The sequence below is a fragment of the Pseudomonas sp. D1-1 genome (assembly GCF_051132225.1).
In the GTDB taxonomy this organism is placed as follows: domain Bacteria; phylum Pseudomonadota; class Gammaproteobacteria; order Pseudomonadales; family Pseudomonadaceae; genus Aquipseudomonas.
The window spans coordinates 743,852-770,643 of sequence record NZ_CP071676.1 but is presented as its reverse complement, the minus strand read 5'-3'; the positions used below and the strand labels follow the sequence as shown (position 1 = coordinate 770,643).

Genomic DNA, 26,792 nt, shown 5'->3' with positions numbered 1-26,792 from the left:
ATGCTTCGGCCTGTAAGCCGGCTTCTTTAGTGTCGTAGTGCCATTATTGTGGCGTCAATTAACGTTATATCAGCCGCTTACACACCTTTAAAAGTCCGAAATCCCTGGCGAAGATTGCCTTCCCGCGCCAGGAATCGGCCTTCCCGGCGGCCGTTCGCCTGGCCATCGCGATAACTCAGGACGCCGTTGATCCATACGCCATCGATGCCCTCGGCAGCCCGTTGCGGCTGGTTGAAATCGGCGACGTCGCGGACGGTTTGCGGATTGAACAACACCAGGTCGGCCCAATATCCTTCATGGATTTCACCCCGCTCCTTCAGGCCAAAGCGTGCAGCCGAAAGGCCGGTCATCTTGTGCACGGCGGTGTGTAACGGAAACAGCCCGATGTCTCGACTGAAATGTCCCAGCACCCGTGGGAAAGCGCCCCACAACCGAGGATGGGGAAAAGGGTCCTCGGGCAAGCCGTCGGAGCCGACCATCGACAATGGGTGTGCGAGGATGCGTCTTACGTCGCTTTCGTCCATGCCGTAGTACACCGCGCCGGCCGGCTGCAAGCAGCGCGCGGCTTCCAGCAGTGGCATGCCCCATTCGGCGGCGATGTCGATCAAGTCCCGTCCGCTCATGTGCGGGTGCGGCGTCGACCAGGTGATGGTGATGCGATGGGCATCGGTCACTTGCTTGAGGTCCAGCGTCGAAGAGCTCGCCGCGTAGGGATAACAGTCGCAACCGACGGGATGGCTTCTGGCGGCAGTTTCCAACGCCGCGAGCACCTGTGGACTACGCCCCCAATTACCGGCCCCCGCACATTTGAGGTGGGAAATGATTACCGGGCTCCGGGCATGACGGCCGATCTGGAAGGCCTCGTCCATCGCTTCCAGCACCGGTTCGAATTCGCTGCGCAAGTGGGTGGTGTAGACCGCGCCGAACGCTGCCAACTCTTCGCTCAGTTGCATGACTTCATCGGTCGACGCACAGAACGCGTTGGCGTAGGCCAGGCCGGTGGATAAACCCAGCGCACCGTCCTCCAGGCTTTCGCGCAGTTGCTGACGCATGGCGGCGATTTCTCCGGCGCTGGCGGTGCGCAGCAGATCGTCCAGGTGGTTGCTGCGCAGCGCCGTGTGCCCGACCAGTGCCGCGACATTGACCGCCGGCGTGGCGGCTTCCACCGCCGCACGATAATCAGCGAAGCGTGGGTAGGCGAACGCCTGGGCAGCACCGAGCAGGTTCATCGGGTCCGGTGGATCGCCCCGCAGGCTGACGGGCGCAGCGCTGATGCCGCAATTGCCGACGATGACCGTGGTGACGCCCTGACTGAGTTTGGGCAGCATCTGCGGTTGGCGTATGACTACCGTGTCGTCGTGGGTATGCACGTCGATGAATCCCGGCGCCAGCACCCGGCCGGCGGCGTCGACTTCTTCAGTCGCCCGGGCGGCGCCGAGGTCGCCGATGTGCTCGATACGACCGGCGCGTATCGCCACGTCGGCGCTGTAGCCAGGCTTGTCGCTGCCGTCGATGATCAGCGCGTTGCGAATAAGCGTGTCGTAGTGCATGTCAGTCTCCCAGCGGCAGGTCGTCCTCGCCGCCTCGGTAATCGTCCAGGGCGAGCTTGACCCGCCGCAGGCGCTCTTGATTGTCTTGCGGATGGGCCAGCGCCAACTCGGTGGCGAGCACATCGATCGCCAACAGCATGCCGTAGCGCGCCGCCGTGGGTTTGAAGATGAACGAGGTTTCGGCACCTTGCAGGGGCAGTACCACATCCGCCAGGTGGGCCAGCGGCGAGTCGGTGCGGGTAATCGCCAGGATCGCTGCACCGTAGCTGCGCGCCAGTTCGACCGCGCCGAGCAGCTCCGGGGTGATACCAGTCAACGAACAGGCAATCACCAGATGCTGATCGCTCAGCGAAGTGGCCGTGATACGCATCATCAGCGGGTCGCGGCAGGCGGCGATCGGGTAGCCGAAACGCACCAGCCGCACCTGCAACTCTTCGCCGCACAGCGCCGACCACCCGCCGAGCCCGAACGCATGGATCATCCGCGCCTTGCCGATCATCCGTACCGCGTCGGCGAAGCGTGACTCGTCAAATGCCGACAAGTGCTGGCGCAGCGTCGACTCGATATCGCCGACGATCTGCCCATAAAACGCCGACTGCTCGGGCGCGCCCGTGGGGTCGAGGAAACGGCTGCCAACGCCACTGGCCTGGGCCAGTTGCAGGCGCAGATCGCGCAAATCGCGACAGCCGACAGTCCGGGCAAACCGCGACAGCGTGGCACTGCTGACTTCGGCGCGTTGGGCCAGTTCATCCAGGCTGGCGGAAGCGGCAAATCCTACGTCGTCGAGCATCAGTCGGGCGATTCTTCCTTCGCCTGCACTGAAGAAATCCTGACGGGAGCGGATCTGGTAAAGGATGTCCATGACGGCACCTCTGTTGGAGCGCGATCAGAGCACGCGCGCAAGCCCGAGGGTCAGGCCGAACGCGACCAGGGAGATCAACGTTTCGAGCACGGTCCAGGTCTTGAAGGTTTGGGTGACAGTCATATTGAAGTATTCCTTGATCAACCAGAAGCCGCCGTCGTTGACGTGGGAAAAGATCACCGACCCGGCGCCAGTCGCCAGCACCAACAGTTCAGGATGGGGATAACCGAGGCCGATCGCCACGGGCGCGACAATGCCCGAGGCCGTAGTCATCGCCACCGTCGCCGAACCGGTGGCGACGCGCATCAACGCGGCGAACAGCCAGCCCATGACCAACGGCGACAACTGGAACTCCTGGGCCAGCCCGACGATTTGCTGGGTCACGCCCGCGTCCACCAGAATCCGGTTCAAACCACCGCCGGCGCCCACCAACAGGGTAATGCTGGCCGTAGGCGCCAGGCACTCGTTGGTGAATTTGAGGATCGATTCGCGGTTGAAGCCTTGGGCCAGGCCGAGGGTCCAGAAGCTGAGAATGGTCGCCAGGAGCAAGGCGATCACCGAGTTGCCGATAAACAACAGAAACTGGTTGAAACCGCTTCCCGGTGTGGAAATCAGGTTGGCCCAGCCACCGATCAACATCAGGACCACCGGCAACAGGATCGTCCCCAAGGTGATACCGAAGCCCGGCAGATTTGCACGTGGCTCGCGGTCGAGAAATTGCCGCTCCAATGGGTTCTCGGCCGGCAGCTGAATGCGGGGCACGATGAATCTGGCGTACAGGGGACCGGCGATGATTGCGGTGGGAATGCCGATCAGGATGGCATACAGCAGGGTCTGCCCCACCGAAGCCTGGAATGCCTGCACCGCCAGCATCGCCGCCGGATGCGGTGGCACCAGGGCGTGGACCACCGACAGCCCGGCCACCATTGGCAGGCCGACCATCAGGATCGACACGCCGACACGCCGGGCAATCGTGAATGCGATAGGCACCAGCAGCACAAAGCCGACCTCGAAAAACAACGGCAACCCCACCAGGAACGCAATGCACACCATCGCCCAGTGAGCGTTGCGCTCGCCGAAGCGCTCGATCAGCGTCTGCGCCATCCGCTCCGCGCCACCGGACTCGGCCATCATCTTGCCGAGCATCGTGCCCAAGGCCACCACCAGCGCAATGTGCCCCAGGGTTTTTCCCACGCCCGCCTCGTAGGCGCCGACGACGCTGGAGGGTGGCATCCCGGCCAGCAGCGCCAGGCCGATGGAAACCAGGGTAATCACGATGAACGGGTTGAGACGGTAGCGCGCGATCAGGACAATCAGCGCAATGATCGCGATCGCCGCGTAGACCAACAGCCAATAACCGAAATCAGGGGCCATGCGTTACTCCTCGAATGGGGTCACGTCGTTGTTTATGAAACTCATAAATCATTTCGAGAAGAAATCCACAAACCCGCTGAAAGTAATTTTCGCCCACGGACAAAAAATGTCGCGCAGGGACATCGAGACAAGGCGCCGATGAAAATCCACAGCCGAATTTTCATCGCCAAACAGGCCCTTCGTCGCGAGGGAGCTTGCTCCCGCTGGCCTGCAAAGCAGGCCCCCGGAAAAGCCAATCACTGGCCCCAAGGTCGTCGATTCCGTACCATTCCCCTCCTGCTTTTCGCACCACTTCTTCGGCAGCCGACTCTTCACCGGCGCCCAATCAGGTAAACCATGAAACCAGCTCGTCTTCGCGCCGACGCCCTCGCCGGCCTCACCACCTCTTTCGCCTTGCTCCCGGAATGCATTGCCTTCGCCCTGGTTGCGCATCTGAATCCGCTGATGGGTCTGTATGGCGCCTTCATCATCTGCACGTTGACAGCCCTGTTCGGCGGGCGGCCGGGCATGGTGTCGGGGGCGGCGGGATCGATGGCGGTGGTGATCGTCGCGCTGGTGGTGCAACACGGCGTGCAGTACCTGCTGGCCACGGTGCTGCTGGGCGGATTGATCATGATGGCGTTCGGGCTGCTGCGGCTGGGCAAGCTGGTGCGGATGGTGCCGCACCCGGTGATGCTCGGTTTCGTCAACGGCCTGGCGATCGTCATCGCGTTGGCGCAACTGGAGCACTTCAAGAGCGACGGAACCTGGCTGAGCGGCGCCCCGCTGTACCTGATGGCCGCCCTCGTGGCGTTGACCATGGCCATCGTCTATCTGCTGCCGCGCCTGACCCGTAGCGTACCGCCGGCCTTGGTGGCAATCCTCGGGATTGGCCTGGCGGTCTATTTGCTTGGCCTGCCGACCCGGACGCTGGGCGACATGGCGCACATCGCCGGTGGCTTGCCGGTCCTTACCCTGCCAGATATCCCCTGGAACCTGGAAACCCTGCTGATAATCGCGCCCTATGCGGTGGTCATGGCGATGGTCGGCCTGCTGGAAACGCTGCTGACCCTTAACCTCACCGACGAAATCACTGAGAGTCGTGGTTATCCGGACCGTGAGTGCGTGGCATTGGGCGCGGCAAACATGGCGTCCGGCCTGTTAGGCGGCATGGGCGGTTGCGCCATGATCGGCCAGACGGTGATCAACCTAAGCTCTGGCGGGCGCGGCCGGTTGTCCGGGGTGGTGGCTGGGGTGATGGTGTTGCTGTTCGTGCTGTTCCTTTCGCCCCTGATCGAGCGCATTCCGCTGGCCGCGCTGGTGGGCGTGATGTTCGTGGTCGCTCAGCAGACCTTTGCCTGGGCCTCGTTGCGGGTCATCAACAAGGTGCCGACCAATGATGTACTGGTGATCATCGCGGTCACCGTCATCACCGTGTTTACCGACCTGGCCGTCGCGGTCCTTTGCGGGATTATCATCGCGGCGCTCAACTTCGCCTGGCAACAGGCCCGGGAATTGTACGCCGACACGCACCTGGAAGCCGATGGCAGCAAGCTTTATCGGCTGCACGGCACGTTGTTCTTCGCCTCGACTACGCCGTTCCTCAACCAGTTCGACACGGCCAACGACCCCGACCTGGTGACCCTGGACTGCCGCCACTTGAGCTTCGTCGACTACTCGGCCATCGCCGCGCTGATGACCCTGCGCGAGCGCTACAGCAAGGCGGGCAAGCATCTGCGGGTGTTTCATCTGTCCGAGCGTTGCAAACAGATGCTCAAGCGCGCGGGCGTGCATCACGACTAAAGATAGGCCAACACAAAACCCTGTGGGAGCGAGCCTGCTCGCGAAGGCGGAAGACCAGGCAACATGTGCTTCGACTGACAGACCGCCTTCGCGAGCAGGCTCGCTCCCAAAAGGGTGTTTACTCTTACGGCTCGAACGGCGTAACTCACACCATCTCATCAAGAGTCCAAGCCACCACCGACGTGCGCTTCGGCGTCCACCCCAACAGCTCGCGGGCATTCTTGCCGCGCACGCGGCTGTTGGAGCCCAGGCCGTAATTGGCCATTTCATAACCCCACTCGGCTTCGGCATCCGCCAGCGGCCAATCCTGCGGTTCGCCCAGGTTCAGCGCCTGAGCCATCGCGGTGGTCATTTCAATGAACGAAGCTTCACCGCTTTCGACGAAGTAGAACGTGCCAGGCTGGTTGCGGGTCAGGGCCAGCGTGTACAACTCGACCACGTCCTCGATGTGCACATTGGACCAGATGTTCTGCCCCGGTCCGACATGCCGCACCACGCCGCTTTTGCGTGCCTGCTTGAGGAGGCGCGGCAGTTGCACGCTGTCACGCTTGACGCCCAGGCTGTGACCGTAGATCAGCGTGTTGCAGATCACCGCCGAGTTCACGCCATGCTTTGCCGAGCCGAGAATCAGGTTGTCGATCGCGACACGGGGCGCCTTGTCGGCGGTAGGTTGCGGCAGGGAGTCTTCGTAGTAGATGTCATCGCTGGCACGACCGCCCGATGCGTCGCCGACGATGCTCGAACCGCTGGTATGCAGCAACACCTTGTTCGAGCCCTTGAGCGCCTCGACCAACGCTTCGGCCGCGCCACGATGATCGCTGCTGGCGGCGTTGATCACCGCATCAGCAGCTCGTGCCTGTTTGATCAGCAGCGCGCTGTCTTCAAGGGTGCCGATAACCGGCGTGATGCTCAGCGCGCTCAACTCGTCGGCTTGTTCGGCGTTGCGCACCAGGCCAGTGACCTGATGGCCGGCCCGCACGAGACCGGTAGCAATGGAACCGCCGATGAAGCCGGCAGCGCCGGTAACAAATACTTTCATGGAGTAACTCCTTGGCAAAATAAGTGATGGGACGAGTATCGAGGAGCGTTCCTTGCCGAAACAGTCCACGTTGCCCAAATCACTCTTGCCTTGAAGTCACGAATCAGCCGTTGAATTCCCGCGATGCGTACCCGGCGAGCTTGCCTTGGATGAAGTCCAGGAAGCACTGGATCCTCAGCGCCAGTTGAGAGTTGCGGTAGTACACCGCGTTGATCGGCTGGCGGTAGCCGCTGTTGGCATCGGCCAGCAGCACCTTGAGGCGGCCGGCGCTGATATCGTCGCGCGTCATGAAATCCGACAGGCAAGCGATGCCCTGCCCTTGCAGCGCCAGGTGACGCACCGTTTCGCCGCTGGACGCGCTGATGGCCGGCTGGATCGGCCAGCGATCACCGTGGATGTGGCGCAGCGGCCATTGGTTGAGCCCGTCGTTCTGGGCAAAACCCAGCAGCGAATGCTCCGCCAGCTCGGCAACGCTGGAAGGTGTGCCATGCCGCTTGAGATAGGCCGGGCTGGCGAGGATGTGCAACGGACTGCATCCCAGCGACCGTGCGTGAAGCGTCGAGTCGGTCAGGGTGCCGATGCGGATGGCGACGTCTGTGCTTTGCTCGAGCAGATCGATGATCAAGTCGTTGCTGTTGAGTTCGAGCTGAATGTCGGGGTAGAGCGTGCGGAATTCTTCGATATGAGGAACGATCGCGTGCAGCATGAACGGCGATGCGGCATTGATCCGCAAGCGCCCGGCGGGGTTCTTCTGGCGGGAAGACAAGCGCTCTTCCAGCTCGTCCATCTGGTCGAGAATGCCCTTGGCCTGCTCGAAGAAATACTTGCCCTCTTCAGTCAGGTCCATGCGCCGCGTGGTGCGGTTGATCAGCGTGGTGTCGAGCTTGGCCTCCAGGCGCGACAACGTACGGCTGACCGCCGACGGCGTCTGCCCGACCTGCTCGGCGGCGGCGGAAATCGATCCGCATTCGATCACGCAGACAAAAATCTGCAACTCGTCGGATCTGGCTTTCACGTATCCCTTCCTTATCGACTGATCGCTCTTGTGGCGAGGGGATTTATCCCCGCTGGGCCGCGAAGCGGACCTGAACCAATGACGAAATATAATGGGATAAATGCATCGTCAGCCTCGGCGTCTGCTTCGCAGACGAGCGGGGATGAATCCCCTCGCCACAGGATAGTAGCGGGATACGTGGCAAAAAATGCCTATGCGTTTAGACCGAACACCTCAATCAAATGCCGCTCATACCGCGCCACATCTTCTTCGATGTTCGGACGCTTCATCACGTCCACGCAGAGAAACGTTGGCAGACCGGTCATGCCCAGGAACTGGTTGGCCTTGTGGAACGGGAAATACACCGCGTCCACGCCCTTGGCTTCGAAGAAATCAGTCGGGTCGTCGAAGGCTTGCTGCGGGGCGTTCCAGGTCAGCGACAGCATGTACTGCTTGCCCTGCACCAGGCCACCGCTGCCATATTTCTGCGAAGCATCGGAACGGGTACGGCCGTCGCTGGCATAGAGGCTGCCGTGGCCTTCGGTGAAGACCTCGTCGATGTATTTTTTTACCGTCCAGGGAGCACCCATCCACCAGCCGGGCATCTGGTAAATGATCACGTCGGCCCAAAGGAATTTCGCGACTTCTTCCTTGATGTCGTAGCCGCCGTCGATGAACGTGGTTTTTACATCCAGGCCGCCACGGTCGAGCACGCTGAGCGCAGTGTCGTGCAGGGTTGCGTTATAGCGACCGTCGGAGTGAGCGAATTGTTTACCGCCATTGAGCAACAGGATTTTTTTCATCGGAGCCTCATTGGTTCCACGGCGTAGACCGCTGGACGGACGCCGATGGGAAAGATTGAAAATGATGGCGGCAGAGTACCGATGAGCTTCGCGCGGAATAAGCAGCGAAACGACAAAACTGTTTTGATCTATACGCACGAATCGCAACTGGATTGTTGCCGTAAAATTCACCGGACCTTTTGACCAGGAGCCCACCTGATGAGTGAATTGCACGGTTTCATCCTGCACGCCAAGACCCGCCCGGAAAAAGCCGAAGCCTTCGAAACGCTGTTTCGCGCCTACGTCGAACCGAGTCGTGCCGAGCCTGGCTGCATCGAATATCACATGCTGCGCGACCAGCAGGACCCGACGTTGTTCATCTTCTATGAGATCTGGGCATCCCAGGCTGACCTGGAAGTGCATTCGAGCCTGCCGCACATGAAGCAGTTCTTCGAGCAGCGCATGGACTATCTGGAACGCGACTTCGAGATTCGCCGCGTCGACATGCTCAGTCGATCCTCGGCTAGCCGCTGATCAACAGATGGCCGCCGAGCACACCAAGGCCAATAAAAAACACCCGCTTGAACAACACGGCGCTGATCCGCTGGCGCAGCCATTGCCCCAGCCACATCCCCAGCAGCGCCGGCACCAGCGCCAGCAGCGAAGCGCTCAGTTCACCGCCCCCCAGCGCACCGTGCCACAGCAGGCCGGCCGCCAAGGCCAGTGTCGAGACGGTGAATGACAGGCCGAGGGCCTGCACCAACTCATCCTTGCTCAAGCCCAGCGCTTGCAGATAAGGCACCGCCGGGATGACAAACACGCCAGTGGCCGAGGTGATCACACCGGTCAGCACGCCACAGAGTGGCGCAAGCCAGTATTCGTTCCGGGCGCTCACTCGCAACGTCGGCATCAACAACCCGCTCAGCGCATACAACACCAGCGCCGCGCCGAGCGCCCGTACTGCCCAGGCGCCACCCACCATGCCGATCCACAACGTGCCAAGGCCGGTGCCGATGAAAATCGCCAGCAGCAGCGGCCACAAGCGCCGGATCAATGCTTGCAGATGCCCGCCAGATGCCAGTTGCCAGACGTTGGTCAGCGTGGCTGGAATCAGCAACAACGCAGCAGCCTGCGTCGGTGCCATAGCCAGGCCGAGCAGCCCCATCGAGATGGTCGGCAGGCCTACGCCAATCACGCCCTTTATGGTACCGGCCAGCAGAAAGGTGCCGATGACCAGCAAGGAAAGGGCCAGGCCGAGGTTTTGATAGAAGTCGAGGAGTGTGTTCATGGGGTTATCCTGAGGTCCGCGCCCGGGTTTGAAAATCTGCCATATACTGAGGGTGCCTCTTGTCTGGCGATAGGCAAAAAAATTTACATCGCCGCTTTCGCGAGCAGGCTCGCTCCCACAGTCGAAACACAGAACCCTGTGGGAGCGAGCCTGCTCGCGAAAGCGATAAACCAGACACCGCAGCCCCCGAGAGCAGCCCATGCACTTCGATCTCACCGACCTGCGCCTCTACCTGAACATCCTCGACACCGGCAACATCACCGCCGGCGCCGCTCGCAGCCATCTTTCCCTGGCAGCGGCAAGCGCCCGGGTGCGTGCCATGGAGGCGTCCCTGGGCATCGACCTGCTCGAACGCGGGCGGCGCGGCGTCACTCCGACGCCGGCCGGCAAAGCCTTGGCCCAGCACGCCCGGGTCTTGCTGCAGCACGCCGAACATCTGCAACAGGACCTGGCCGAATACGCCAAAGGCGTCAAAGGCCAGGTGCGGCTGCTGTGCAACACCAGCGCGATGACCGAATACCTGCCCGAATTACTCGCCAGTTTCCTCAATAGCCACCCCAACCTGGACATCGACCAGCAGGAATTGCCCAGCTCACGGATCACCCATGCGTTGCGCCAAGGCGCCGCAGACCTGGGTATCGTTTCCGACGCGGTGGACACCGCTGGCCTTCAGACCTGGCCTTTTCGTGACGATCCGCTGGTCCTGATCCTACCTTCGGGACATCCCTTGGCTGACGGCCGCACGCCGAGTTTCAGCGAGACCCTCAACCACGACTATGTCGGCCTGAACGCCACCAGCGCGCTGGCGATTTACCTGGAGGAACAGGCGCTGCACACCGGAATGCGCATGCAGATCCGCATTCGCGCCGAGGGCTTTGACGGGGTGATCCGCATGGTGGCCCATGGCGCGGGTATTGCCGTCGTGCCGAAAGCCGCTATCGAACGCCGTCCATCCCAATCCTCATATCACTACGTGCCGCTGCAGGAGGCCTGGGCACACCGGGCCCTGTTGCTTTGCGCACGGAATTTCGAACGGCTTCCGGCCTACGCCAAGGCCCTGGCCCGGCATCTGGCCGAATGATGCGCGCTTCTGGGCAGCCCGGTGTCGAGTTCAGGCATCTGCCTGGTACTTCTCCACGCTAGGGTGCAGGTTCTTTTCTGCCCCTTCGGAGCTCACATGACCGCCCCCATCACCGTCCTGCGCGATACCCATCCGCTGCCCGTACTCGATGCCTGCAAATGGGAAAAACTCGAAGGCGACCCGCACACCGTCAACCTCAACGCTTATACCAGCGAGGACGGCAGCAAGATCATGGGGACCTGGATCTGCACGCCCGGCAAGTGGCGGGTGGACTACGTGAAGTGGGAATACTGCCATTTCCAGGAAGGCTACTGCGTGATCACCCCGGACGGCATGGCACCGATTCATCTGCGCGCCGGTGATATTTTTGTCGTCGAACCAGGCATGAAAGGCACTTGGGAAGTGGTCGAGACCGTGCGTAAATATTTCGTGTTTGCCTGAAACAAAAAAGCCGAGGGACCACCCGACATGGTCGCTCGGCAAACAACTTTCAAATCTGAATGGTGCCCTTTGTGGCGAGGGGATTTATCCCCGTTGGGTCGCGAAGCGGCCCTGAAAACTGGCGCCTCGATGCACCAGATAATTGAACCAACTATTTTCGGGTCGCTACGCAACCCAGCGGGGATAAATCCCCTCGCCACAAAAGCCTCTCGATATCACAGGTTCACTGCGGCTTGCGATAGCTGTTCACAATCGCCGAGAAATCCTTGCCGCCCTCGCCCCGCTGGCTCATCGCCTGGTACAACTGCTGCGCCACTGCCCCCAGTATCACCGGCTGGCGGGCCTGCCGCGCGGCTTCGGTGGCCAGGCCCAAATCCTTGAGCATCAGGTCCGCGCCAAACCCGCCGGTATATCCACGCGCCGCCGGGGCCGTTTCGATCACGCCGGGCCATGGGTTGTAGGTATCGGAACTCCAGCATCGGCCGGTCGAACTGTTGATGATGCCGGCCAGCACCTGAGTGTCGATTCCCAGGGCATCGCCCAAAGCCATGGCCTCGCTGACGCCGACCATGGAAATCCCCAAGAGCAGGTTGTTGCAGATCTTGGCGATCTGCCCGGTGCCGACTTCGCCGCAATGCACGATGTTGCGGCCCATTTGCGCTAGTACCAGTTGCAGGGTGGCGAACAGCTCAGGCGTGGCGCCGACCATGAAGGTCAGGGTGCCCGCCGCCGCGCCGCCGGTGCCGCCCGAGACAGGCGCATCGGCCATTGCCACTCCCTGCCTGGCAGCGGCAGCCGCCACGTCACGGGCGGTTTGTGGATCGATGGTGCTGCAATCCACCGCCGGCGTGCCGGCGGCGATACCTGCCAGCACGCCGTCTTCGCCCAGCCAGACACTGCGCACATGGGCAGCGGCCGGCAGCATGGTGATCACCAGCGCCGCGCCCTGGGCCGCATCGCGAGGCGAGGCGCTGATGGTGCCGCCGAGCGCCGCCAGTTCGGCCAGCACCGTCTGGTTCAGGTCGAACAGGTTCAGCGAATGGCCGGCTTTGAGCAGATTGCGCGCCATCGGGGCGCCCATGTTGCCGAGGCCGATAAATGCGATGTTCATGTCCGGCTCCTTAACGCAAGTTGATGGTGGTGTTCACACCGTCGTTGACGCTGTCATCGTCGAACCAGCGCGCGGTGACGGTCTTGGTCTGAGTGTAGAACTGCACCACTTGTTTGCCGTAAGGGCCGAGGTCGCCGAGTTTCGAGCCGCGGGAGCCAGTGAAGCTGAAAAACGGCACCGGCACCGGGATCGGGATGTTGATACCGACCTGGCCGACGTCGATTTCGCTCTGGAATTTGCGCGCCGCCGCACCGCTCTGGGTGAACAGGCCAGTGCCGTTGCCAAACGGATTGGCGTTGACCAGGGCGATCGCTTGATCGAGGGTATCGACCTCCAGCACCACCAGCACCGGGCCGAAAATTTCCTCGGTGTAGATGCGCATGTCGGTGGTTACGCCGGAAAACAGGGTCGGACCGACGAAGTTGCCCTGCTCGAAGCCCGGCACGCTGATGTCGCGGCCATCCAGTTCAAGTTTTGCGCCTTGCTGCACGCCGCTCTCGATCAGTTCAAGGATGCGCGCCTTGGCTCGCTTGGAAATCACCGGGCCGACATCCGTGCCCGGCTCGCTGCCGGCATTGACCTTGAGTTTCTGCGCCAGCGCCTTCAGCTCCGGCAACCATTGCCTGGCCGCGCCCACCATCACCACCACCGAAGTCGCCATGCAACGCTGGCCCGCCGCGCCGAAACCGGCACCGACCAGGGCGTTCAGGGTTTGCTCGCGATTGGCGTCGGGCAGCACCACGGCGTGGTTCTTGGCGCCCATCATCGATTGCACGCGTTTGCCATGGCGACCCGCCAGGTCATACACATGGGTGCCGACCGCCGTTGAGCCGACGAAGGAAACGGCCTTGATGTCCTTGTGAGTGCAAAGCGCATCCACCACATCCTTGCCGCCGTGCACCACGTTCAACACGCCCGGCGGCACACCGGCCTCGATGGCCAGCTCCACCAGCAGCATGGTCGACAGCGGATCCTGCTCCGACGGCTTGAGGACGAACGTATTGCCGCAGGCGATGGCCATCGGGAACATCCACAGCGGGATCATCGCCGGAAAATTGAACGGGGTAATACCCGCGCACACACCAATCGGCTGGCGCAAGGTATAGGTATCCACCCCACCGGCGACATTCTCGGCAAACTCGCCCATTTGCAGGGTGCCGATGGAACAGGCGTGCTCGACCACTTCCAGGCCGCGGAAAATATCGCCTTCGGCGTCGGCGATGGTCTTGCCCTGTTCGGCACTGAGCACCGCGGCGATGCGCTTGGAATGCTCGCGGATCAGCGCCTGGAGCTTGAGCATGATGCGCATCCGCGCACCAATCGGTGTCAGCTTCCAGGTCTGGAAAGCACGCTGGGCAGCAGCGATGGCGGCATCGACTTCCGACGCGGTGGCAAACGGTACCTTCGCCAGCACTTGTTGGGTGGCCGGGTTGACGATGTCGTGCCATTCGCTGGATTGGGACTCGACCCACTCGCCATCGATCAGCAATCTGACGGTTTGCAGGGCTGTGTCGCTGGGCGTAAGGGAAACGTTCATGCTGGCCTCCGGGATTGTTCTTATAAGGGCGCGCTGGTTCAGCAACGACCAAGGTGAAGAGTCACCTTGGTGATGAGACGGTTTTTGGAGTATAGATGTGCAAACTTCTAATAAGAACGCACATAAAAACCGGTCCATCATGCAAAAAAACATCACCTCCTTAGGGTCGCTGAATTGGGACGACCTCAAGTTTTTCCTCGAAGTGGCCCGCACCCGCAAGGCCAGCACGGCCGCCAAGCGTCTGGCCGTCGACTACACCACGGTGTCGCGACGCATCAGCTCGCTGGAAGCTTCCTTGGGTACGCTGCTGTTCGAAAAATCCCGGACCAACGGTTTTGTCCTGACGGCTGAAGGCCAACGTTTACTGGGCTATGCCGAGTCGATCGAAAGCACGCTGCACATGGCTTGCGAACAAGTTTCAGGCTCAGGCGTCGCGCTGTCCGGTCATGTACGCATGGGCTGTACGGAAGGCTTCGGCAGCTTTTTCATCACCCCGCAGTTGAGCCATTTCGTCGACGCCTACCCGGCGATCTCGGTGGACATCCTGCCGCTGCCGCACTTCATCAGCCTCTCCAAGCGCGAAGCCGATATCGTCATCGCCCTCGAGCGCCCCGAACATGGGCCGTATGTGTGCTGCAAACTCTGCGACTACCGATTGCAGCTTTATGCAACCCGGCAATACCTGGACAACCACCCACCCATCCACCGCCCGGCAGACCTGAACAAGCATTCGTTCATCAGCTATGTGGATGACCTGGCGTTCAGTTCCGAGCTGCTCTACCTGGCCAACGTATTGCCCGGCGCCCACGCTCATCTGCGCAGCACCAGCGTGATCGCCCAATTCGTGGCGGCGCAACAAGGCCGGTCACTGGCGATCCTGCCGTGCTTTTTGGCCGCCCAAGACCCACGCCTGCTGCCGGTGCTGCCGGAGGAAATCACGGTCACCCGGCAATTCTGGATGTACTGCCGGGAGGATCTGCGCAAGCTCAAGCGGATTACGTTGTTGTGGGATTACATCCGCGAAGTCACCGAACAGAACCAGCCACTACTCATGGGCGACAGCCGGGAGATGGTGTTTGCCGATTAGTCGGCGATGACCACGATGGCCACGCGACGATTTTCGGTGCGCCCGCTGGCGGTGTCGTTGGGGGCGACGGGTTGGCTGCTGCCAAGGCCGCGCAACTGGACGTTCTCTTCGCGCATGCCCACGCCTCTCAAGACTTTGCCAACGCTTTCGGCCCGACGTATCGACAGTTGTTCGTTATAGGCCTGGGAGCCCGATGCATCGGTGTGACCGTCGATACGTACCCGCTCGATTCCCGCACCCAGCAGTGCCTTGCCGATCCGCTCGACGATCTCGGTACTGGCCGGGTTGAGGCTTTCCACGTCACTGCCAAACAGCACTTTGCCCGAAAGTCCGAAGGCCCAGCCGTCGTCTGTCAGTTTGAACCCCTGCTCCTTGAGAACAGCGATCTGCGCTGGGCTCAGTCCTTTTTGCGGCGTCGTCTGGCATCCGCTGAGGGCAAAAATGGCGATGAACAAAAATGCTGCATAACGCAGCAGAGAAAAACGCGAATTGGAAAACATGCAAATCAGCTCCTGGTTTGAAGATCCGCGACCGGGTGCTCCGACCCCGCCGTGTGTTGGCCGCCTCGGGCGAGGCGTTTGGCCTGGTACATCGCCGCATCAGCGGCGCTGAGCAAGGCGCCGGGCGTGGCGCCATGATCGGGGTAAACGGCGATGCCGATGCTGAGGGACGTCAGGACCGAGGCATTGCCGGGCAATTGAATCGGCATCTCCATGCTGGCGATGATTTTTTCAGCGATCCGTTCGGCATCCTCGGTCTTGTGCAACGGCGCCAGCAGCACGGCAAACTCGTCACCGCCCAGACGCGCGACCAAGTCATCCTCACGCAACTGCGCCCGGACCCGGGTCGCCACGGCGGTCAACACCGCGTCACCGGCGGCATGACCAAAGTTGTCGTTGATGCCCTTGAAGCGATCGCTGTCCAGGTAGAGGACGGCCACTTGCTCGTCGAGCTTGTTGGCATTGCGCAAGGCACGGATCAGCCGACCTTCGAAAAAGGCCCGGTTCGGCAGCCCGGTCAGGCTGTCGTGGCTGGCCTGGTGAGCCAGGGTCTCGTTTTCACTTTGCAGATGGGTCTGCCAGGATTCCAGCTCGGCAAGCAGTGCGTTGAAGTCGTTGCCCAGATTATCCAGTTCGGCGATATCGGCCGGTGGCACTCGGCGGTCCAGGGCGCGCTCGCAACGGGCGGCGTGGGCTACTTCAGCCAGGCTACGCAAAGGTCCGGTAATCGCCCGCAGCTGACGGCGCGCCAGATACAGGGCGACCCAGGCACTGACCGCCGTGCACAGGATGATCCCGGCCAGGCCGCTGAGCAGAAAACGCAACAGGCTACCGCCGTGTCCTGCCAGCAGGATCCTGCCGATGTTCTGTTCCTGGTGGATGATTGGCAGGCTGATGGGCTTTTCCAGGAATGCCTTGGCGATGTGCATTTCCAGCTCCGACAGAAGACCGGTTTCCGGTCGCCGCCAATGCGCCAACAGGCGGCCACTTTCATTGAAGACCTGGGCATCGGCGACTTCTTCAGTGGAAGCAATAAGGGCCAGCGCTTCGGTGGCCGCCGCAGCGTCATCGAAGACCACGGCCGCCTCCACGGTGTAGCTGATCGAACGGGCAATCAGATGCAAGTTGTGATCGGCATAGACCCGTAAGGCAAGCACGCCCAACAAGGTCAGGGAGACGCTGGCCATGGTGATCGCCACCAGCGCAACGATCAGGTGACCGCGACCGATGACCGAGCCCAACGTGGGACGAATTCGTGATCTGGACGAATTCATGGCGCGGCGGGCCTACGGCGTGACAGCTGGAGGACGCTCGGATGGATGCGTACACCGCTGCGTGCCACCGAGTCGAGGTTGACCTCGAACGACACCTGTTCATCTCCGACCCGCAGGCAGAACAGGCTGCCCACGGTGCATTGGTCGCCGCCTTCGCTGATGCTCAACACCGGTTTGCCGATCAGGGACGCAAACAATCGGGAACGTTCGTCGTTGGTCAGCCGGCCGATGTAGACGGCATTGCAATCGTTCGCAATGCCGGGATGATCGGCCAGCAAGCGCTGTACCGTCACAGGCCTGCCGGTGGCCTGGGCGGTGCCTTTGACCAGGTCGTCCGTGTATTGCGTCGGACCGACGATGCACAGCTGCAATTGCGTCGGTTCAACAGGCCAGCGAGCGTAGCTGAGGATCCCCAACACGACCTGGGTGACCGCTTCGGCCCGCTGTTCGGCCCGAGTGGTAGAGGTCGGCTCCTGGGCGGCAATTGCAGGCGACAGCAAGCACAGCAGACCGGCGAGCGCATAATGCCTCCGGCCGTTTCCGCGCGCCGCCCCCCGAACCGCCGCTTCCATGGAGAATCTCTTGGTGTGGATAAGTGCGAAACGATAGCACAGTGTCAAAAAGCCAGCGAGACAGAGTCCTACGCAAATTTCCGTCAGAAAACAGACTAATCACAACCTTTGAACGAACAGGCAAACCCGAGCTTCAGTCGTTTCCATCCAATTCGAGCATCAACCCGCTCAAACGCCTGACCTTGCGCCGAACCGCTTCTTCGAATATTCCCGTGCGCGGCTCTATCAGGCTGAACCACTGCTTGCCTCGGGTAATGGCGGTATACACCAGTTCCTTGGTCAAAACGGGGTTCAAGGCATCCGGAAGAATCAGGGCCGTGTGGGTGAATTCCGACCCCTGGGACTTGTGCACCGTCATGGCGTAAACGGTTTCCACGTCATTCAGGCGGCTGGGCAGGACGAAACGCACACCACCCCGGCCATCGTTACGAGGAAAGGCGACCCGCAGGACCTGCTTGCCAGCGTCAGGACCGTCACGCTCGGGCAACTTGAGAGCGATCCCGATATCGCCGTTCATCAATCCCAGCCCGTAGTCGTTGCGAGTCATCAGTACCGGACGCCCCTCGTACCACTGGTGATCGCTATCGATCAGGCGAGCCTTGAGCAGCGCGGCGGTGATTCTCGGGTTCAGGCCCTCGACGCCCCACGGCCCCTTGCGTACGGCACAGAGCAATTGGAACTCGTCAAAGGCCGACAAGACCTCACGCGCCCAATCAGTCCAGCAACTGTCCTCCAGCGGGCGAGAAATGTCCGGACGTCGCTGTCGCAGCAGGCTCAGATAATGCCGATAGCCCTGCGGACCACCGGGTCGACCATCGAGCAACCAGCGCTCGAGCGTCCCGTCGTGCTGGCTCTTCAGCGCCAGGGAGAACAGGTCGGCATATTGGCCCTCCTCTAGCAACTGACGAGCTTCTTCAGGCTGCTGGCGATTGACCCGTCGGGCCAGTTGGCCGATACCGCTGCCTTCGCCAAAGCGTCGGGAATGCCTGAGCATCACCACTTGCTGCGCGAGGGGATGAGTGTCGTCGAGGTCCTGTTTCAGATCGCTCGCCGCCAGGCTCTCGCCACTGACGGACTCGAGCCAGGCGCGCGTCTGTGGGCTATACCAGCCGTCCTCGGCGTCCCGACACAGATCCCCCAATACCGCGCCGGCCTCCACGGAAGCCAGCTGGTCCTTGTCGCCCAACAAAATCAACCGCGCATGGGACGGCAGCGCGTCCAGCAGATTGGCCATCATTTCCAGATCGATCATGGACGCCTCATCGACCACTAGCACATCCAACGGCAATCGATTGCCACGATGGTGGCGAAAATGTCGGGTGCTGGGACGACTGCCGAGCAGGCGATGCACCGTGGTGACGTCGCAGGGAATTCGCTCGCGTACGGAGTCGATCACATCCAGCGTCCGAACTTGCTGGCTGATCGACTCGGTCAGCCGCGCAGCGGCTTTGCCGGTGGGTGCGGCCAGGCGAATCCGCAGCGGTTTCCCCGCCTCGACGGCAGGTGCCTGCAACAAGGCAAGCAAGCGCACGACCGTGGTGGTCTTACCCGTGCCCGGGCCGCCGGTAACGATGCTGAACGCGCTCCGCGTCGCCAGCGCGCAAGCCAGCTTCTGCCAGTCGATCGGGCCGGTAGTGCTGGCCGGCCCGAACAGTCCGTCCAGCCGCTCGCGCAGGTCATCAGGGGCGCTTTCCTGTTCGGCCAGGCGTTGACGCAACGCCGCGTCGATCCGTCGTTCATAGCCCCAGTAACGACGCAGGTAAAGCCGTTTGCCGGACAATACCAGTGGCCGCTGCTGCGCCTCTTCGCTGTCATCGACCGCCAGGGCCACGAGGCGGCTGGACGCCAGGACCTTGCACCAATGGGCACCGTCCAGCGTTCTCAGGATCTGCGAAGGCAACAGCATCACGCCCGTCTGCAGGTCGCCCTCGGGGGGCAGTGACAGGGCGAAATCAGGTTCCTTGAGTGTCTCGAACAGGTCCAGGCAAACATGCCCATGGCCCAGTTGGTGGCTGGTCAGCGCAGCCGCCAGCAATACCAGCGGATCATCGCCAGGCGACAATTCATGGAGGAACACCACGAATGCCTTGTCCAAGGCCCGCAACCAGCCACGTTCAACCCAGCGCGTGAGCAACAGCAGCAGGTCCTCTGCACGACTCAGGGGCGCCAGGTCGACCAGCCCTTCGTCGTCGAGCGATTTAGGCAGCAGGTCGGCAAAGGAGCGACTCATAACAATTCTCCTTGTACCCATGCCGGCTCGGCCTTGGGCGCGGGTGCTCCCTGGAACAGGCGGTCAAGCTGTTCGATCAGTGCCCGAGGGGGCTTGGTGAAAAACACGCCCTGGCTGGCTGCACGTGTGCCGCGCAGGAAAAGATACAACGCGCCACCGACATGCCGGTCGTAGTCATAGTCTGGCAGGCGCGCCTTGAGCTGGCGATGCAGGGCCAACAGGTACAGCGTGTATTGCAGGTCGTAACGATTATCCAGAATCGATTGCTCCATGGCTTGAGCGGTGTAGGCCATGTCATCGGCGCCCAGCCAGTTGGATTTGTAGTCAGCCACGTAATACCGGCCGTCATGCTCGAAGGTCAGGTCGATGAAGCCCTTGAACATTCCGTTGAGCAGTGCCGGTTCTGCGGCGACACGAGCCACGCCACCGTGGGTTGACTGGCAAACCAGCTCATCAAGCTTGAGCACATCAACCTTGTGACTGGAGAACCAGAACTCCATCTCGACCTGAAATTGGCTCAACTGAGCCAGTACCACCGGAGACTGTCCGCCACCGATCTGCAAGGGCGTCGTGACCAGGTGCTGCAACCAGTCTCCAAGGGTGCTGATCCAGCCTTTCCAGCCGCGGCGGTTGCAACGTCGCGCGATGGCATCTTCGAGGGCCATTGGCGAGGCGGTAAATCCCTCTCCGGCAGCCCATTCCAAGAGACCATGGAGAAACGTACCGGGGTTGGGACCGCGGGGGAAACGATGGATATCACCGCCGACGGCGATGACTTCCCTGGGAGCGTCAGGATCAAGCCGTTCGTCGTCGAACATTTTCTGCGCCTGTGGGTTTTCCGGCGCGGAATCGGTGCCGGCGCTGAGACTTTCTCCAAAGCGCAGCGCGCTGTACGAAGCGATCCACCAGTTCTCGCTGGCTTTACGTACCGGAAGCAAGGGTTCAAGCAACACCGCATCATTACGTGGGGGTCGATAGTGCTGATCGTTGGCCTCCGGCATATCCTGGCAGCTCACCGCGTCGCTCCCCTGCTGCAGATCTTCCAGCCAACGTCTCAACGCCACCGACTCGGTCAACGGCGCACCACCGCCCAACAGATACCCCAGCGCAGACAGATGCAGGATCGAGCGGCTGTTACTGCCTCGCTTGAGATCGGCCACACCTAACCAGCAGGCATGCTGCGCACGGGTAAGCGCCACGTATAGAAGCCGAAGATCCTCGGCCAGGCGCTCGTCGTCGGCCTTGGCGATCAACTCGGGGCTGGGCGTAAGACTGATCTGCGCATGACCGGCTTCATCGTGGTAATGCAACGGCAATCGGGTGCCGTCCACCGGTTTCGTCGAGCATATGAACGGCAGGAAAACCAACGGATACTCAAGCCCCTTGGATTTATGGATCGTGACCACCTTGACCAGTTGCTCGTCGCTTTCCAGGCGCAGGATCTGTTCCTCTCCCGCCTGCCCGGTCAATGCAAGGTGTTCGGACAGATAGCGAATCAAGGCCTGCTCGCCATCCAGCTCGACGGCGGCCTGCTGTAACAGCTCGCATAGATGCAACAGGTTGGTCAGCACCCGCTCGCCATCGCCACGCATCATCAAGGCCTGGGGCAGCTTGAAGTCATGCAGCAGGCGCCTCAGCATGGGCAGCACGCCCTGGGTGCGCCAGACCACCCGATAGCTACGGAACTGCATGACTCGACGTTCCCAGGCCAACTCGTCCTGGTTGAGGCGCTCCAGTTCTGCAAGCGGCAGATTCAGGGTGACGCTGGCCAGCGCAGCTCGCAGCGGCCGCTCGACGTCCGGCTCGGCGCAAGCCTTGAGCCAGGCCAGCAAATCCCTTGCCTCCTGCGAGGCGAAGACCGAGTCCTTATCGGATAGATAAACGCTGCGCACACCCCGTGCCGACAACTCGTTTCGCACGGCCTGCGCTTCCTTGCCATCACGCACCAGGATGGCGATATCCGCCGGTCGAAGCCCCCGTAACATTTCCCCATCACCAACGAAGCCATCGTGCCCTGACTGGCCGCCATTGAGCAGCGCCGTGATTTCACTGGCGCAGGCCACGGCCATTTGCTGTCGGTACACCGCTCCGGAGAGCGGCTGGTCCGAGGCCAGATGCCAGATATTCAAGGCCGCGACCGTCCGCCCCGCAAGCTGCAAGGACTCCTTGCGGCCCTGGGAGTCGACCGGCAGGAATGGCACCGGATTCTCACCCGATGGCTCGCGGAACAGAAAAGCCCCGCGCCCATTCAGCCGCGATTCGGCGTATTGAAAAATATGGTTCACAGCGCCGACCATGGCATGGCTGGAACGGAAATTGGTCCCCAGCGTATGCAACCTGCCGGCAGTGGCTTCGCGGGCGCGCAGATAGGTGTAGATGTCGGCGCCGCGAAACGCATAAATGGCCTGTTTCGGATCCCCGATCAGGAACAGCCCCGTTTCAGGATCGTTGTCGCCAATGCGATAGATGCTCTCGAAGATGCGGTACTGGACCGGGTCGGTGTCCTGGAACTCGTCAATCAGCGCAACCGGAAACTGCTCGCGAATCAGGCTCGCCAGGCGCTCCCCACCTTCAGCCTGCAAAGCTGCGTCCAGGCGCAGCAGCATGTCGTCGAATCCCATTTCCGCCCGGCGCCGCTTCTCCGCCTCGAAGCGCGCCCCGACCCACTGCGCAGCATGCTGCAGCACCGCAGCGTCGGGCGTGGGCAAGGCATCCAGGCCGGCCTTCAGGCCCGCCATGGCGTCCAGCCCTGGGTGGCTGGGCACGTCGCCCTTCCAGGCCTCGGCCATGCCTTCGGGCGTCAAGCGCGTGAAGCCGGTGCCGATGTCGAGCAACTCCAGGCTCTCGTCTTCAACCCATGCAGATAGCTTCTGAAACCATGGCTCGAAGTAACGAGCCTGCATCTTGCGCCCGTCGACGGTTTTATTGGCTACGCCTTGCTGGCAGATCTCCAGCAACTCCACCGCCCACTGCCGCCAGGGAGCCTTGAGATCGAGCAAGGCTGCGCTGCGCTCGCGCAGGGACGCGGTGATGAGTTCCGTCGGTTCAAGCCCATCGTCACCACCTCGCGAGTTGGCAAACAACCCCCTCACCCGTGGCAACAACGCAGCAGGACCGCCCCAGTGCGCTCGCACCCAATCCAGTGCCTCACCCTCCATCGAGTAGCAGAACAATCGCCAATAATCGCGCAGCACCTCGCCGAGCAATTCGCTGTGGTCGGTTTCCAGGGTCTGGGTGAACAGGCTGCCACTGTCAAAGGCATGCTCACGAAGCATCCGCTGGCACCAGCTGTGGATCGTCGAAACGGCGGCTTCATCCATCCATTGCGCGGCGATATCCAGCCGATTCGCACAGCCAGGCCATTGCCCTTTATCAAACTCATCACGCAGTGCGTTTATCAACGCGTCGGGAGCGGGAATCTCGTCACGAAAAAAACGCGCCGCTTCCGCGAGGCGGGTGCGGATGCGTTCGCGCAATTCCTTCGTGGCAGCGTCGGTGAAAGTCACCACCAGTATCTGCGGAGGAAGCAGCTCACGGCCAAAGCCGGCCGTCGAGCCGCCATGGCCCAGCACCAGGCGCAAGTACAACGCCGAGATGGTAAAGGTCTTGCCAGTTCCTGCGCTGGCTTCGATCAATTGACTGCCGCGTAGTGGGAAAGCCAGCGCCAAGGGTGTTTGTCGACTCATGAATGCGCTTCCTCACCCGCCAACGAACGCCACGGTGCTTCCAGAAGCGGTCGATAGAGCGCGTCACACCAGTCGGGGAATGTTTCGTCAGCGATAAGCGCATCGAAGTCGGCATATTGCCGAGCCAGAGCGGGGCTTTCGCGCCGCTCGCCTTCAGACGTCAGCCCATCGCCTTCGTAGGCTTTTCGAGCGGCCGCTTCGGCTTTGTCCGGATCACTCTGGCCGAGCCAGGCGAAGGCGGTCTTCACTGCGATTGGCAGCGGTTGGCGCATGCCAGCCTGCCAGGCTTGCAACAAGTCGCCGAGCAGCTTGCGGGCTACCGACTCGTCAAAAGGATTCAGCAGCAAGCTGTCATCGCTGGCGACCAATGCCGTCGTCATCGACAGACCGTTGGCGCAAGCCACGAGATGGTTCACCCAGGGTCGTATCAAGCGGTGCCATTTCCGGGTCCTGGTAGAACCGATACTGTTGGGAATGGCAGTGATGGCGAGGACCGCACCATCGGAGCGCTGGTGCAGGCCGCTGAGCCAACCTTCAATGTTCACACCGTGTAATTGCAGGCTGACGGGCACGGCACTGGTCAGCGGAGTCGGCCATAGCGCCAGAAGTTGCTGGTAGCGTTGCAGTAGATCAGGCAGCGGCTCGATCAATTCACGCTGCATACATTGGCCAAAGCCAGCCATGGGTAACAGGCCGCTGTTCTGAAGCCTCTTGGCGTGAGCCTCCAATGCAAGGTCCGCTTGGTCAAGGCGAACAAGGGCAGCCTCGAGCAGGCTGTCGCTCAGGCTATAGCGCTGCAGGGCATCCAGGATGAAAGGTTCGTCGTCCGCCAATGGGGCTTCGAGAGGCTCGAAGAACACCTTGAGTCGCTGGCTGAAAAAGTGCCGGACAGGATTACGCAGGAAGTCCTGCAACTGACCAAGCCCCAGGGGTTCCTCCTGAACGTAGGGCTCCAGGGCCCCAGGCTTGCCAGCGTGCTCATGATCCTCATGAAGTCCTCGCCATTCGCTGGCATAGCTGAACAGCTCATCGCCCTGGTAGAAATAACGAGCGCTGAACGGTTGCAGGGGGTGCTCCTGGGTCAGCGCTTCAAGAAGGTCGCCATGGACATCCGCCGACTGCCAGCCACTTGCGAGATGATCGCGCAACTGTCCGACCAGGACTGAGGCAGGCCGCTCGCTGTTGTCGCGTATGCTGCGCCCGACCCAACTGATGTAGAGTTTTTCCCGCGCAGAAAGCAGCGCCTCCAACAGCAGGTAGCGATCGTCCTCTCGTCGAGAGCGATCTCCCGGCCGATAATCACTGCCCATGAGATCGAAATCCAATGGCGGTTGGGCCCGCGGGTAATCACCATCGTTCATGCCCAACAGGCAGACCAGCTTGAAGGGGATCGCCCGCATCGGCATCAAGGTACAAAAATTGACCGCTCCGGCGAGGAAGCGCTGGGACAGTCGCCCTTGATCCAGCCCCGCCAGCCAGGCCTCTCTGACAACCGTCAACGGCAGCTCGTCGTGCAGGCCGACCGACTCGCAGGTTTCCAACCAGTTTTCACGCAAGTCCTCGAGCTGGGCCAGCAAATAATCGTCATGCTCGTTGCTCGCCAGAAAGAACAACTGCATCAGATCATGCAGGCGTGTCCCCCAGTCCTGAGGTGAGGCGGGTTGACTGAGCGCCTGGTAAGCAACCTCCAGGGCATCGAGCAATGCAACCAACGGACCGATCAATGCGGCATCCAGACCGCCGATTTCGTCATAGGGTTCTATGCCTTCATAGGCTTGCGAATCACCAACGGCATACCCCAACAACATGCGACGCAGGCCGAAACGCCAACTGTTCTGCTCCAACTCCGCGGGCAAGCCCAACCCGGCTCGGTGCTCGGCGCTTATCCCCCAACGGATGCCTGCGCCCTCGATCCAACGGTGCAGTGTCGGTAAATCGGCCTCATCAATGCCAAATCGCTCACGCAATGCCGGGACGTCCAGCAAATCAAGGATTTCGCTGACGGGGAAACGGCTATCGGGAAGTTTCAGCAAATGCTCGACGGCAATCAGCAGCGGATCGCGTCCACGCTGACCTTGGTCCGTCAGTGTGAATGGGATGAAACGCGGATCGACCCGGTCGAGTTGGCCGAACACCGCGCGAATATGCGGCGCATAACTGTCGATGTCCGGGACCATGACGATGATATCCCGAGGGCGTAAAGCCGGGTCATTGCTGAAATGGGCAAGCAACTGATCGTGAAGAATCTCGACTTCACGCTGGGCGCTGTGGGCGATATGAAAACGGATCGATCCGTCTCGCGAGGTATCGACCGCGGGCCACTTTTCCCGGGTTTCGCTCAGTGGCCGCAGCTCAAGAATGTCATCCTGCAACTGGCTGAGGAGCGTAGTGGGATTGCCTTCGCTGAACAGGTCGATCCGCCCTTCGCGAAATACCGAGCGATAGGTGTTTGGCTCGTCATAGCTGTCGAGCAAGTTGATATAGTCGCGCCCCTGCTTCCCCCAGGCAGCCAGCAATGGATGAGCATGCTGATGCAAGGTTTGCGGGTCCAGGACGTCCGGCATGCCGCTCTTGCGTGCCTGCCGCTTGTATTGGTGGCGAAGCAGATCCTTGTCGGCCACGATATCTGCCCAATGGTGACGGCATGGGTTATGGACGCACAGCAGAACCTGACTGAACCGTGACAGACCGGCCAGGGCTTCGAGCGCTTGGGCGGGCAGTGAGGAAATACCGAAGACTATTACCCGTGCAGGCAGACCTTTTGGAGCGGCTTCCAGACTATTGATGCGCTCGATGTAGCGCTGATGAACACCCGCACGGCTTTGAGCCATGCCTTGCTCTCCCACATCCAGCAATAACGCCCGCCACAATTCCGCTTGCCAGCAATTCGCCGGCGCGAGCGGCTTGATTTCACCCCGGACGTTGCGGGTCTGATGGCGCCCTTGGGCCCAGTCTTCGAGCCAGTCGGCTCGGTACACCTGATATTGGTCGAACAAATCTGCAAGGCGCTCGGACAACTGGTACCGCTTGCGCAAGTCCGTGTCATGGGTCAAAAAACGCCGCAGGGGCTCGAAATGGGGCTGTTCAATCAATTGCGGCAGGAGGCGCATCAGGCGCCACGTAAGCGGGGCCTTGTCCAGCAAGGACTTGGCTGGAATCTCGTCACGCCCGAGCACCGTTCGATAGAGCTGCCACATGAAACTGCCGGGCAACTGCACATCAATCGCAGCCGCGATGCCGCAGCCGCCCATGTCGTCGTCAAGGGGATCCTCAGCCAGTGCCAGCTTCAGCCATTGGGCAATGCCGTTGCTTTGTACGAGCGCGATTTCATTTTCAAGAGGGGCCAGCGGATAGCGCCGCATGAGGCTTATCACCAGGCTGCGCAGCTCATCAAGGCGGTTCCCGTGGACCACCATGAAAGCAGGGCTGAGGGACTTAGCGTCCGGCATAAAGGCGTCCTTGAAAAATGCAAAAGCCAGGGCGGAACCTTAGCATTGTCGGGGGGCCGTGACAGCCGGGAGCTTTCTGCACTTGTCGTAAGAATTTTCTTGCGGGCAAAACAAAACCCCTACCTGCGTCAGCAGATAGGGGTTTCGGAATTT

Annotated in this window: 20 protein-coding genes; 5 read left to right on the top strand and 15 right to left on the bottom strand. The window is 61.4% G+C overall.

Annotation, left to right across the window (positions count from 1 at the left end; all coding sequences use genetic code 11):
- Positions 1-77: 77 nt before the first annotated feature.
- From J3P86_RS03325 to J3P86_RS03315, 3 genes are read right to left on the bottom strand one after another with little or no spacing between them, the layout of a single operon-like run.
- The gene (locus J3P86_RS03325) at positions 78-1,550 is read right to left on the bottom strand and encodes an N-acyl-D-amino-acid deacylase family protein (RefSeq protein WP_434626266.1); all 1,473 of its coding nucleotides are present in this window, start codon (positions 1,548-1,550) and stop codon (positions 78-80) included.
- 1 nt (position 1,551) lies between these two features.
- Positions 1,552-2,412, bottom strand: coding sequence for a MurR/RpiR family transcriptional regulator (locus tag J3P86_RS03320; RefSeq protein WP_434695946.1), 861 nt, complete (start codon positions 2,410-2,412; stop codon positions 1,552-1,554).
- A gap of 24 nt (positions 2,413-2,436) precedes the next feature.
- The gene (locus J3P86_RS03315; RefSeq protein WP_434602741.1) at positions 2,437-3,786 is read right to left on the bottom strand and encodes a gluconate:H+ symporter; all 1,350 of its coding nucleotides are present in this window, start codon (positions 3,784-3,786) and stop codon (positions 2,437-2,439) included.
- A 336-nt stretch (positions 3,787-4,122) separates the two neighbouring features.
- Here J3P86_RS03315 and J3P86_RS03310 point away from each other — a divergent pair, with 336 nt between their 5' ends.
- The gene (locus J3P86_RS03310) at positions 4,123-5,568 is read left to right on the top strand and encodes a SulP family inorganic anion transporter (RefSeq protein ID WP_434699416.1); all 1,446 of its coding nucleotides are present in this window, start codon (positions 4,123-4,125) and stop codon (positions 5,566-5,568) included.
- A 145-nt stretch (positions 5,569-5,713) separates the two neighbouring features.
- On the opposite strand, the gene J3P86_RS03305 is transcribed toward J3P86_RS03310, so the two are convergent.
- From J3P86_RS03305 to J3P86_RS03295, 3 genes are all read right to left on the bottom strand, one after another.
- The gene (locus J3P86_RS03305) at positions 5,714-6,607 is read right to left on the bottom strand and encodes an NAD-dependent epimerase/dehydratase family protein (protein WP_434699415.1); all 894 of its coding nucleotides are present in this window, start codon (positions 6,605-6,607) and stop codon (positions 5,714-5,716) included.
- Positions 6,608-6,710: 103 nt separating this feature from the next.
- Entirely contained in the window at positions 6,711-7,622 is a 912-nt protein-coding gene (locus tag J3P86_RS03300) for a LysR substrate-binding domain-containing protein (protein ID WP_434699413.1), read from the bottom strand.
- A 191-nt stretch (positions 7,623-7,813) separates the two neighbouring features.
- On the bottom strand, positions 7,814-8,404 hold the full coding sequence (locus J3P86_RS03295) for an NAD(P)H-dependent oxidoreductase (RefSeq protein WP_434699411.1): 591 nt from the start codon (positions 8,402-8,404) through the stop codon (positions 7,814-7,816).
- Positions 8,405-8,602: 198 nt separating this feature from the next.
- On the opposite strand from J3P86_RS03295, the gene J3P86_RS03290 reads away from it, so the two are divergent.
- Positions 8,603-8,917 carry a putative quinol monooxygenase gene (locus tag J3P86_RS03290; protein WP_434602737.1) on the top strand — a complete coding sequence of 105 codons (315 nt, stop codon included), beginning with the start codon at positions 8,603-8,605 and terminating at the stop codon, positions 8,915-8,917.
- Here the strand turns inward: J3P86_RS03290 and J3P86_RS03285 are convergent.
- The gene (locus tag J3P86_RS03285) at positions 8,907-9,671 is read right to left on the bottom strand and encodes a sulfite exporter TauE/SafE family protein (RefSeq protein WP_434699410.1); all 765 of its coding nucleotides are present in this window, start codon (positions 9,669-9,671) and stop codon (positions 8,907-8,909) included. The genes J3P86_RS03290 and J3P86_RS03285 overlap by 11 nt on opposite strands.
- Before the next feature lie 199 nt (positions 9,672-9,870).
- On the opposite strand from J3P86_RS03285, the gene J3P86_RS03280 reads away from it, so the two are divergent.
- Both J3P86_RS03280 and J3P86_RS03275 read left to right on the top strand, forming a co-directional pair.
- On the top strand, positions 9,871-10,752 hold the full coding sequence (locus J3P86_RS03280) for a LysR substrate-binding domain-containing protein (RefSeq protein ID WP_434699409.1): 882 nt from the start codon (positions 9,871-9,873) through the stop codon (positions 10,750-10,752).
- Between the two features lie 96 nt (positions 10,753-10,848).
- On the top strand, positions 10,849-11,193 hold the full coding sequence (locus tag J3P86_RS03275; protein ID WP_003177747.1) for a cupin domain-containing protein: 345 nt from the start codon (positions 10,849-10,851) through the stop codon (positions 11,191-11,193).
- 223 nt (positions 11,194-11,416) lie between these two features.
- On the opposite strand, the gene mmsB is transcribed toward J3P86_RS03275, so the two are convergent.
- Together mmsB and J3P86_RS03265 are read right to left on the bottom strand one after the other, a co-directional pair.
- On the bottom strand, positions 11,417-12,304 hold the full coding sequence (mmsB, locus tag J3P86_RS03270; protein WP_434699407.1) for a 3-hydroxyisobutyrate dehydrogenase: 888 nt from the start codon (positions 12,302-12,304) through the stop codon (positions 11,417-11,419).
- Between the two features lie 10 nt (positions 12,305-12,314).
- The gene (locus J3P86_RS03265) at positions 12,315-13,841 is read right to left on the bottom strand and encodes a CoA-acylating methylmalonate-semialdehyde dehydrogenase (protein WP_434569899.1); all 1,527 of its coding nucleotides are present in this window, start codon (positions 13,839-13,841) and stop codon (positions 12,315-12,317) included.
- A 139-nt stretch (positions 13,842-13,980) separates the two neighbouring features.
- On the opposite strand from J3P86_RS03265, the gene J3P86_RS03260 reads away from it, so the two are divergent.
- Positions 13,981-14,928 (top strand): LysR family transcriptional regulator, encoded by a 948-nt coding sequence (locus J3P86_RS03260; protein WP_434569900.1) that lies wholly within the window; start codon positions 13,981-13,983, stop codon positions 14,926-14,928.
- Here the strand turns inward: J3P86_RS03260 and J3P86_RS03255 are convergent.
- The 6 genes from J3P86_RS03255 to recC all read right to left on the bottom strand — a co-directional run bounded on the left by J3P86_RS03255 (position 14,925) and on the right by recC (position 26,639).
- Positions 14,925-15,428: an OmpA family protein gene (locus J3P86_RS03255; RefSeq protein WP_434569901.1), complete on the bottom strand. Its 504-nt coding sequence runs from the start codon at positions 15,426-15,428 to the stop codon at positions 14,925-14,927. The two genes, J3P86_RS03260 and J3P86_RS03255, sit on opposite strands and share 4 nt — an antisense overlap.
- Positions 15,429-15,433: 5 nt before the next feature.
- Positions 15,434-16,702 carry a diguanylate cyclase domain-containing protein gene (locus J3P86_RS03250; RefSeq protein WP_305497012.1) on the bottom strand — a complete coding sequence of 423 codons (1,269 nt, stop codon included), beginning with the start codon at positions 16,700-16,702 and terminating at the stop codon, positions 15,434-15,436.
- Complete coding sequence (locus J3P86_RS03245; RefSeq protein ID WP_434626277.1) at positions 16,699-17,274, bottom strand: YfiR family protein; 576 nt, start codon at positions 17,272-17,274, stop codon at positions 16,699-16,701. The genes J3P86_RS03250 and J3P86_RS03245 overlap by 4 nt, the downstream gene beginning before the upstream one ends.
- Positions 17,275-17,407: 133 nt before the next feature.
- Entirely contained in the window at positions 17,408-19,504 is a 2,097-nt protein-coding gene (recD, locus tag J3P86_RS03240) for an exodeoxyribonuclease V subunit alpha (RefSeq protein WP_434699406.1), read from the bottom strand.
- Complete coding sequence (gene recB / locus J3P86_RS03235; RefSeq protein ID WP_434699404.1) at positions 19,501-23,190, bottom strand: exodeoxyribonuclease V subunit beta; 3,690 nt, start codon at positions 23,188-23,190, stop codon at positions 19,501-19,503. The genes recD and recB overlap by 4 nt, the downstream gene beginning before the upstream one ends.
- Positions 23,187-26,639 (bottom strand): exodeoxyribonuclease V subunit gamma, encoded by a 3,453-nt coding sequence (gene recC / locus J3P86_RS03230; RefSeq protein WP_434699402.1) that lies wholly within the window; start codon positions 26,637-26,639, stop codon positions 23,187-23,189. The genes recB and recC overlap by 4 nt, the downstream gene beginning before the upstream one ends.
- Positions 26,640-26,792: the final 153 nt, after the last annotated feature.